Annotated in this window: 8 protein-coding genes; 4 read left to right on the top strand and 4 right to left on the bottom strand. The window is 62.3% G+C overall.

Annotated features, from left to right (window positions below; all coding sequences use genetic code 11):
- From fusA to rpsL, 3 genes are all read right to left on the bottom strand, one after another.
- On the bottom strand, nucleotides 1–1623 hold a 1623-nt coding region (gene fusA / locus ACXJ7R_RS17950; RefSeq protein ID WP_457153008.1), incomplete at its 3' end, for an elongation factor G.
- Nucleotides 1624–1652: 29 nt separating this feature from the next.
- Complete coding sequence (gene rpsG / locus ACXJ7R_RS17955) at nucleotides 1653–2123, bottom strand: 30S ribosomal protein S7 (RefSeq protein WP_008875664.1); 471 nt, start codon at nucleotides 2121–2123, stop codon at nucleotides 1653–1655.
- 75 nt (nucleotides 2124–2198) lie between these two features.
- The gene (rpsL, locus tag ACXJ7R_RS17960) at nucleotides 2199–2570 is read right to left on the bottom strand and encodes a 30S ribosomal protein S12 (protein ID WP_006333356.1); all 372 of its coding nucleotides are present in this window, start codon (nucleotides 2568–2570) and stop codon (nucleotides 2199–2201) included.
- Nucleotides 2571–3047: 477 nt separating this feature from the next.
- Between rpsL and ACXJ7R_RS17965 the strand changes: the two genes are divergently transcribed.
- From ACXJ7R_RS17965 to ACXJ7R_RS17980, 4 genes are all read left to right on the top strand, one after another.
- Nucleotides 3048–3329 (top strand): transcriptional regulator, encoded by a 282-nt coding sequence (locus ACXJ7R_RS17965; RefSeq protein WP_095089673.1) that lies wholly within the window; start codon nucleotides 3048–3050, stop codon nucleotides 3327–3329.
- 16 nt (nucleotides 3330–3345) lie between these two features.
- The gene (locus ACXJ7R_RS17970) at nucleotides 3346–4458 is read left to right on the top strand and encodes a PLP-dependent cysteine synthase family protein (RefSeq protein WP_457153009.1); all 1113 of its coding nucleotides are present in this window, start codon (nucleotides 3346–3348) and stop codon (nucleotides 4456–4458) included.
- An 89-nt stretch (nucleotides 4459–4547) separates the two neighbouring features.
- Nucleotides 4548–5474, top strand: a complete 927-nt coding sequence (locus ACXJ7R_RS17975; protein ID WP_457153010.1) for a Gfo/Idh/MocA family protein — start codon at nucleotides 4548–4550, stop codon at nucleotides 5472–5474.
- Between the two features lie 101 nt (nucleotides 5475–5575).
- Nucleotides 5576–5770 (top strand): hypothetical protein, encoded by a 195-nt coding sequence (locus ACXJ7R_RS17980; RefSeq protein ID WP_457153011.1) that lies wholly within the window; start codon nucleotides 5576–5578, stop codon nucleotides 5768–5770.
- Nucleotides 5771–6034: 264 nt separating this feature from the next.
- Here the strand turns inward: ACXJ7R_RS17980 and ACXJ7R_RS17985 are convergent.
- On the bottom strand, nucleotides 6035–8840 hold a 2806-nt coding region (locus ACXJ7R_RS17985; protein WP_457153012.1), incomplete at its 5' end, for a DNA-directed RNA polymerase subunit beta'.

Below are 8840 nucleotides of genomic sequence, written 5' to 3' on the forward strand. Positions count from 1 at the left end.
TTCCTTGGGAACCGCACCGCCGACGATCTTGGTTTCGAACTCGAATTCGCTGCTGTCCGGATTCGGCTCGAAGACGATCTTGACGCGGGCGAACTGACCGGTACCGCCGGTCTGCTTCTTGTGCGTGTAGTCCTGCTCGTGCCTGCGGGTGATCGTCTCGCGATAGGCCACCTGCGGCGCACCGACATTGGCCTCGACTTTGAACTCGCGACGCATGCGGTCGACGATGATGTCGAGGTGAAGCTCGCCCATGCCGGAAATGATCGTCTGGCCRCTTTCCTCGTCGGTCTTGACGCGGAAGGACGGATCCTCGGCGGCCAGGCGGTGAAGGGCGAGGCCCATCTTTTCCTGGTCGTTCTTGGTCTTCGGCTCGATCGCGATCTGGATGACCGGATCGGGGAATTCCATGCGCTCGAGGATGACCGGATGCAGCGGATCGCTCAGCGTATCGCCGGTGGTGGTGTCCTTGAGGCCAGCCAGAGCGACGATGTCGCCGGCGAAAGCCTCTTCGACGTCGGCGCGCGAGTTGGCATGCATCTGCAGCATGCGACCGATGCGTTCCTTCTTACCCTTCACGGTGTTGTCGACCGAGATGCCCTTGGTGAGCTTGCCCGAATAGATGCGGGCAAAGGTGAGCGAACCGACGAACGGGTCGTTCATGATCTTGAAGGCGAGCATCGACAGCGGCTCGTTGTCGTCGGCGTGACGCTCGATCTCGGCGTCGGTCTTGGCATCGACGCCCTTGATGGCCGGAACATCGGCCGGCGACGGCAGATATTCGACGACGGCGTCAAGCAGCGGCTGCACACCCTTGTTCTTGAAGGCCGAGCCGCAGAACATCGGGTAGAACTTCACCGCGATGGTGCCCTTGCGGATCAGCGCGCGGATCTCGTCATTCGACGGCATCTTGCCTTCGAGGTAGTTCTCGAGTGCCGTCTCGTCCATTTCGACGGCGGCTTCGATCATCTTCTCGCGGTATTCCTCGGCACGAGCCTTGAGGTCGGCCGGGATCTCGACGACGTCCCAGGCAGCGCCCAGCGTCTCATCGCGCCAGACAAGCGCGTTCATCTCGACGAGGTCGACAACGCCCTTGAACTCGGTCTCGGCACCGATCGGCAGCTGCATGACGACGGCATGCGCACCGAGGCGCGAACCGATCATCTCGACCGAGCGGTAGAAGTCGGCGCCGATCTTGTCCATCTTGTTGCAGAAGATCATGCGCGGAACGCGATACTTGTCGGCCTGGCGCCAGACGGTTTCCGTCTGCGGTTCGACACCGGCGTTGGCGTCGAGCAGCGCAATGGCGCCGTCGAGCACGCGCAGCGAACGCTCGACTTCAATGGTGAAGTCGACGTGTCCGGGGGTGTCGATGATGTTGAAGCGGTACATCTTGCCGCTGCGACCCTTCCAGAAGGTCGTGGTCGCGGCGGACGTGATGGTGATGCCGCGCTCCTGCTCCTGCTCCATCCAATCCATGGTGGCAGCGCCGTCGTGGACTTCGCCGATCTTGTGCGACTTGCCCGTGTAATAGAGGACGCGCTCGGTGGTCGTCGTCTTGCCGGCGTCAATATGCGCCATGATACCGAAATTGCGGTAGTCTTCGATTTTGTATTCGCGGGCCATCGTAGCTGCCTCTCAGTCTCGTACGCGCTTTACCAGCGGTAGTGCGCGAAAGCGCGGTTGGCTTCAGCCATCTTGTGGGTGTCTTCACGCTTCTTGACGGCGGTGCCGCGGTTGTTGGCCGCGTCCATCAGCTCGCCGGAGAGGCGGTCGACCATGGTGGTCTCGTTGCGGTTGCGGGCCGCGGCGATCAGCCAACGAATGGCCAGAGCCTGGCGGCGCTCGGGGCGCACGTCGACCGGAACCTGGTAGGTGGCGCCGCCGACACGACGCGAACGCACTTCCACATGCGGCGCGACATTGTCGAGCGCCTGATGGAAGACGGTGACCGGCTCCTGCTTGGTCTTCGACTGAACCTGGTCGAGCGCGCCGTAGACGATGGTCTCGGCAACCGACTTCTTGCCGTCATACATGACGGCGTTCATGAACTTGGTGACGATCAGATCGCCGAACTTCGGGTCCGGATTGATCTCACGCTTTTCTGCACTGTGACGACGCGACATTTTTTCTCTGCCTCAATTATGCGTGGTGGCCTTGATCCCGGATGCTTGCCCGGGATGACCTTCGCTACGCTTCGGTCACTTCGGACGCTTGGCGCCGTACTTCGAACGGCGCTGCTTGCGGTTCTTCACACCCTGCGTGTCGAGCACGCCGCGGATGATGTGGTAGCGAACGCCCGGAAGATCCTTGACGCGGCCGCCGCGGATCATCACCACGGAGTGTTCCTGAAGGTTGTGACCTTCGCCGGGGATGTACCCGATCACTTCAAAACCATTGGTCAGGCGGATCTTGGCCACCTTGCGCAGCGCCGAGTTCGGCTTCTTCGGCGTCGTTGTATAGACGCGCGTGCAGACGCCCCGCTTCTGCGGGTTCTGCTGCATGGCCGGGACCTTGTTGCGCTTCACCGGCGCAATGCGCGGCTTGCGGATCAGCTGGTTGACGGTAGGCATTAAACCCTCTTGTCTCTCAATTCCGTGTCTCGCCCGGTCAGGGCCGCTCAAAGCGTCATTTCCATACGCAAATTCGGGCCACAAACCGCGCCTCGCGGTCTTTGCCCGAACAAATGGCAGAGGAAGCGGACCCGCTTCGTGCACGCCGGAAATGTCTTTTCGCTCGTAAAACGAACCCTGTTTGAGGCAAACTCCAAAGCGTGTCGCTTCGGAAGGGAGAGCCTCACATCGGTTCTGACTGGGCGGCTTCTACTCGTAAGACCGCGAACCGTCAAGCCCGGAGCGCCAAATATTGCGCGCCAACCAAGGCTCGGCAGCCATGCGAAAAACGCATGTAATTTTGTTTCGCAATTTTGCAAGGGCGAGGAAGAAAGTGACCGGCTTTGCGCTGTTGCACGGCCCTGCTTCATGCGAAAAGGCCGCATGAGCAGTGAAAATCCCCTCGCCCGCCCGCAATCTGCCAAGAGGAATCGGCCCGTGAACGACAATGAAGAGCGCCCGGTCACCATCATCACCGGCCGGGTGTGGAAGAAAAAGGGCGGCAAGCCGGAAGGCGTGCACGTGATGCTGGTCGCCCCCGACGACGATTCGGCGGTGCGCCGGGCGCTCGAATCGCTTGCGGCGGAAGGTTACGCCGAGGCCGAACTCGACCAGATCGGCGACATGGACGGCGCACCCGACGATGAGCCTCATCTTTCCGCCTTCCAGGGCGCGCTCGAAGGCGAAGTGTCGATCGTTACTTTCGACGTGCCGATCTGAATCGGGTGCGCTGACGATGGCCGGAGCAAAAGCGGTTGGACCTGCATCCCGGACCTGGGCCGACCAGGCCGTCGCGGCGATCGAGGCCGATCAGCGCCGCTCGGCCGACACGCATCTGTGGAAGCTCGATCTACCGGCACTGGCCGGCATCGATCTCTATCTCAAGGATGAATCCACCCATCCGACCGGCAGCCTGAAGCACCGGCTGGCGCGCTCGCTGTTTCTATATGCGCTGTGCAATGGCCTGATCCGCGAAGGCGCGCCGGTGATCGAAGCGTCGTCGGGTTCGACCGCGGTATCGGAAGCGTACTTTGCCCGTATGATCGGGGTGCCGTTCTATGCGGTGATGCCGCGCTCGACCTCGCGCGAAAAGATCGCCGCGATCGAGCACTATGGCGGCAACTGCCATTTCATCGACGACGGCAGGCGCATCTACGCCGAGTCGGCCGAACTCGCGGCGAAACTGGGCGGCCATTTCATGGACCAGTTCACCCACGCCGAGCGCGCCACCGACTGGCGCGGCAACAACAACATCGCCGAATCGATCTTCGGGCAGATGCGCGAGGAGCGGCATCCGGTTCCGGCCTGGATCGTGATGAGCGCCGGCACCGGCGGCACCACCGCCACGATCGGGCGCTTCCTGCGCTACAAGCAGCATGCGACGCGGCTGTCGGTTGCCGACGTCGAGCGCTCGGCCTTCTTCGACGGTTTTGCTACGCAAGATCGCAATTGCCGCTGCGAACAGCCGTCGCGGATCGAGGGGATCGGCCGGCCGCGCATGGAGCCGTCCTTCGTGCCTGGCGTCATCGATCATATGCTGCGGGTGCCGGACGCGGTGTCGCTGGCGGCGATGCGGGTGTTGTCGCGACGGCTCGGCCGTCGTGTCGGCGGCTCGACCGGCACCAACTTCATCGCCATGTGCTTTCAGGCCGCGCGCATGATCGAGGAAGGAAGGGCGGGTTCGCTGGTGACGCTGATCTGCGATTCCGGCGATCGCTATGCCAACACCTATTATTCCGACGGATGGCTGGCTGCGAACAGCCTCGACCCCTCGCCTTTCGAGCCGGCGATCGAGGCCTTCCTGGCGGGTGGAAAACTGATCTTGCCGTTCGAGGAAAGCTGGGGCTGACTTTTCGGCGTCGGCTCGCTGGCTTCGGCTTGTCGGGGGCAAGTGTTCTGATAAGAAGCCACCACCATCATTCAACAGACGGAGCGGCCGTGTCCCAGCCCATCAAGATAGGCATCGTCGGTGTCGGCAAGATCGTCCGCGACCAGCACCTGCCGGCCCTGGCGAAGGACCAGGACTATCGCCTCATCGCCGCCGCCAGCCGGCACGGCAAGGTCGACGGCATTCCGAATTTTCCTGACATCGAAGCCATGCTCGACGCGGTGCCGGAGCTCGAGGCGGTATCGCTCTGCATGCCGCCGCAGTTTCGCTACGACGCGGCGCGCACGGCACTGGAAGCCAAGAAACACGTCTTCCTGGAGAAGCCACCCGGCGCCACTGTCAGCGAGGTCGAGAACCTCAAGGCATTGGCGTTGAAGAACGGCGTCTCGCTGTTTGCCAGCTGGCATTCGCGTTATGCGCCGGCGGTCGAGGCCGCGCGCGCCTTCCTGAGTTCGGCCAAGATCAAGTCCGCCGCCATCAACTGGAAGGAGGACGTGCGTCGCTGGCATCCCAACCAGGAATGGATCTGGGCTCCCGGCGGCTTCGGCGTCTTCGATCCCGGCATCAATGCGCTATCGATCGTGACCCACATCCTGCCGCCGATGTTCATCACCTCTGCCGTGCTCGATTTTCCCGAAAACCGCGCCGCGCCGGTCGCGGCACAGGTCACCTTCCGCACTTCGAATGGATTGCCGGTGACGATGGATCTCGACTGGCTCCAGACAGGCCCGCAAAGCTGGGACATCGTTGCCGACACCGACAAGGGCGCGATGGTGCTCTCAGGCGGCGGCTCGAAGCTCGCCATCGACGGCCGCGTCGTCCATGACGAACCGGAAGCGGAATACCCGATGCTCTACAAGCGGTTTGCCGAGATTGTCCACGCCGGCAGCTCCGACGTCGATCTGGCGCCGCTCCAGCATGTCGCCGATGCCTTCATGCTCGGCAAGCGCAATGTGGTGGAAGCGTTTTTCGACTGAGCACCGGCGATTTTCGGCAAGATCGCCTGGTCAGCGGGCTACTTGCTATTGGAATCGGGACACTCTCCGGGTTGCGGAGAGGAAACCCGTGGCGCTGTCGGGTGTCCGAATTCAAGTTCGTTCAGAATATCCTGGACCACCACGTCGAGACCGGCCTGCCCCCAGCCCAGCTCAGTGAGTTCGCCAAAGCGGATGAAGGTCGAGCGGTCAAAGCCGTGTTCGACATCGTTGTAAGAAACGACGCTCTGCCCGATCAAAGCAACAACCCAGAAGCAGTGTTCGGCGCCATTCGCTGAGGTGTGCGTCCATCTTTCCGGATCGTGATCGCGTCCCAGAGCCTTTTCTGAGCAAAGCCCATGCGATCCCGGCCATCGTTTATCAACTCCCAAAGGGCAGCTTCTTCCAATTGCGGGCTCCTTGGTCCATCTGCCATGAATACCGACAGTTGGTTCAGTATACAAAAAAGCCGCCGGGTTGCCCCGACGGCCCTGTTGCCTGAGATTCCTTGAGCGGTTCACCGAAACAATGAACCGCTCGATTTTTTTGTCTGGCCGCCGCGCTTACTGCGCGGCGGTTGTCATGTCGGCCAGCATCGGCTCGGCGACTTCCACACCGGAGGCCTTGCGGCGCTCGTCGATGATCAGTTCGTCGCGCGAGGTGGCGATGCGCCGGATCTGGCTCATCGTGCCGCCGGTACCGGCCGGGATAAGCCGGCCGACGATGACGTTTTCCTTCAGCCCCTGCAGCATGTCGGTCTTGCCGGCAACCGCGGCTTCCGTCAGCACCCTGGTCGTCTCCTGGAAGGAGGCGGCCGAGATGAAGGACGGCGTCTGCAGCGATGCCTTGGTGATGCCGAGCAGCACCGGCTGGCCTTCGGCCGGCTTCTTGCCGTCCTCGATCAGACGCTCGTTGACCTCTTCCAGCTCGATCACGTCGACGTGGTCGCCCGGAATGTAGGTCGAGTCGCCCTGCGTGGTGATCTCGACCTTCTGCAGCATCTGGCGAACGATCACCTCGATGTGCTTGTCGTTGATCGACACGCCCTGCAGACGGTAGACTTCCTGGATCTCGTTGACGAGGTAGGAAGCAAGTGCCTCCACGCCCTTGATCGCCAGGATGTCGTGCGGCGCAGGATTGCCGTCGAGGATGTAGTCGCCCTTCTCGATGACGTCGCCGTCCTGGAGATGGAACGGCTTGCCCTTCGGGATCAGGTATTCGACCGGCTCAAGCGTCGAGTCATGCGGCTCGATGATGATGCGACGCTTGTTCTTGTAGTCGCGGCCGAAGCGGATCGTGCCATCGATCTCGGCGATGATGGCGTGATCCTTCGGACGGCGTGCCTCGAACAGTTCGGCAACACGCGGCAGACCGCCGGTGATGTCCTTGGTCTTGGCGCTCTCCATCGGGATACGCGCCAGCACGTCGCCGGGGCGAACCTGGGCACCCGGCTCGACCGAAAGAATGGCCTCGACCGAGAGCAGGAAGCGGGCGTCGCCGCCCTTCGACAGCTTGCCGACCTTGCCCTTGGCGTCCTGGATGGCAATCGCCGGCTTGAGGTCGTTGCCGCGTGGCGTCGAGCGCCAGTCGATGACCTCACGCTTGGTGATGCCGGTCGACTCGTCTGCCGTTTCCTGAACGGAAATGCCGTCGACCAGATCCTCGTACGACACCCTGCCCTCGATTTCGGTGAGGACCGGGCGGGTATAGGGATCCCACTCGGCGATACGCTGGCCGCGCTTCACCTTGTCGCCATCGTCCACGAAGATACGCGAACCATAGGTGAGACGGTGCGTGGCGCGCTCCTTGCCGGTTTCGTCGAGGATCAGCACCGCCATGTTGCGGCCCATGACCATCTGCTGGCCGTCCGAGTTGCGCACCACGTTGCGGTTGCGGATCTCGACCTTGCCCTCGTAGGAGGCTTCAAGGAACGAGGAGTCCACCACCTGCGCCGTACCGCCCATGTGGAAGGTACGCATGGTGAGCTGGGTGCCCGGCTCGCCGATCGACTGCGCCGCGATGACGCCGACGGCTTCGCCCTGGTTGACCGGGGTGCCGCGGGCAAGATCGCGTCCGTAGCAGACCGCGCACACGCCAACCCTGACCTCGCAGGTCAGTGCCGAGCGGATGCGGACCGACTGGACACCGGCCTTTTCGATCTTTTCCACGTCGCGCTCGTCCATCAGCGTTCCGGCCTTGACCAGAACCTCGCCCGACACCGGATGGTTGATGTCGTCGAGCGACGTACGGCCCAGCACGCGCTGGCCAACGGAAGCGACGACCTGGCCGGCATCGACGATCGGCTGCATGGTGAGGCCCTTGTCGGTGCCGCAGTCGACGGAGTTGACGATGCAGTCCTGCGCCACGTCGACCAGACGACGGGTGAGGTAACCCGAGTTCGCCGTCTTCAAGGCGGTGTCGGCCAGACCCTTGCGGGCGCCGTGGGTCGAGTTGAAGTACTCGAGCACGGTCAGGCCTTCCTTGAAGTTCGAGATGATCGGCGTCTCGATGATTTCACCCGAGGGCTTGGCCATCAGGCCGCGCATGCCAGCGAGCTGGCGCATCTGGGTGGGCGAGCCACGCGCACCGGAGTGCGACATCATGTAGATCGAGTTCATCGGCTTCTGACGGCCGTTGTCCTCGAACTCGACCGCCTTGATGCGGGCCATCATTTCGTCGGCGACTTTTTCCGAGCACTTGGCCCAGGCGTCGACGACCTTGTTGTACTTCTCGCCCTGCGTGATCAGGCCGTCATTGTACTGCTGCTCGTATTCCTTGGCCAAAGCCTCGGTGTCGGAGACCAGCTTGATCTTGGCATCCGGGATCAGCATGTCGTCCTTGCCGAACGAAATGCCGGCACGGCAGGCATGGCTGAAGCCGAGCGCCATGATGCGATCGCAGAAAATGACCGTCTCCTTCTGACCGCAGTGGCGGTAGACGGTATCGATCATCTTGGAGATGTTCTTCTTGGTCATCTCCTGGTTGGCGGTCTCGTATGGCACATTGACGTTCTTCGGCAGAAGCTCGCCGATAATCATGCGGCCAGGAGTGGTGTCGTAGATCTTCGACACGACCTTGCCATCGGCATCGACCGAGCGGAAACGACCGCGGATCTTGGAGTGCAGCGTCACCGCCTTGGTCTCGAGCGCATGCTGGAGTTCGCCCATGTCGGCAAACACCATCCCCTCGCCCGGCTCGTTCTGGTTGACGATCGAGAGATAGTAGAGACCCAGAACCATGTCCTGCGACGGCACGATGATCGGCGCGCCGGAAGCCGGGTGCAGGATGTTGTTGGTCGACATCATCAGCACGCGGGCTTCAAGCTGCGCTTCCAGCGACAGCGGCACGTGAACGGCCATCTGGTCACCG

Source organism: Mesorhizobium sp. P5_C1 (assembly GCF_054049815.1).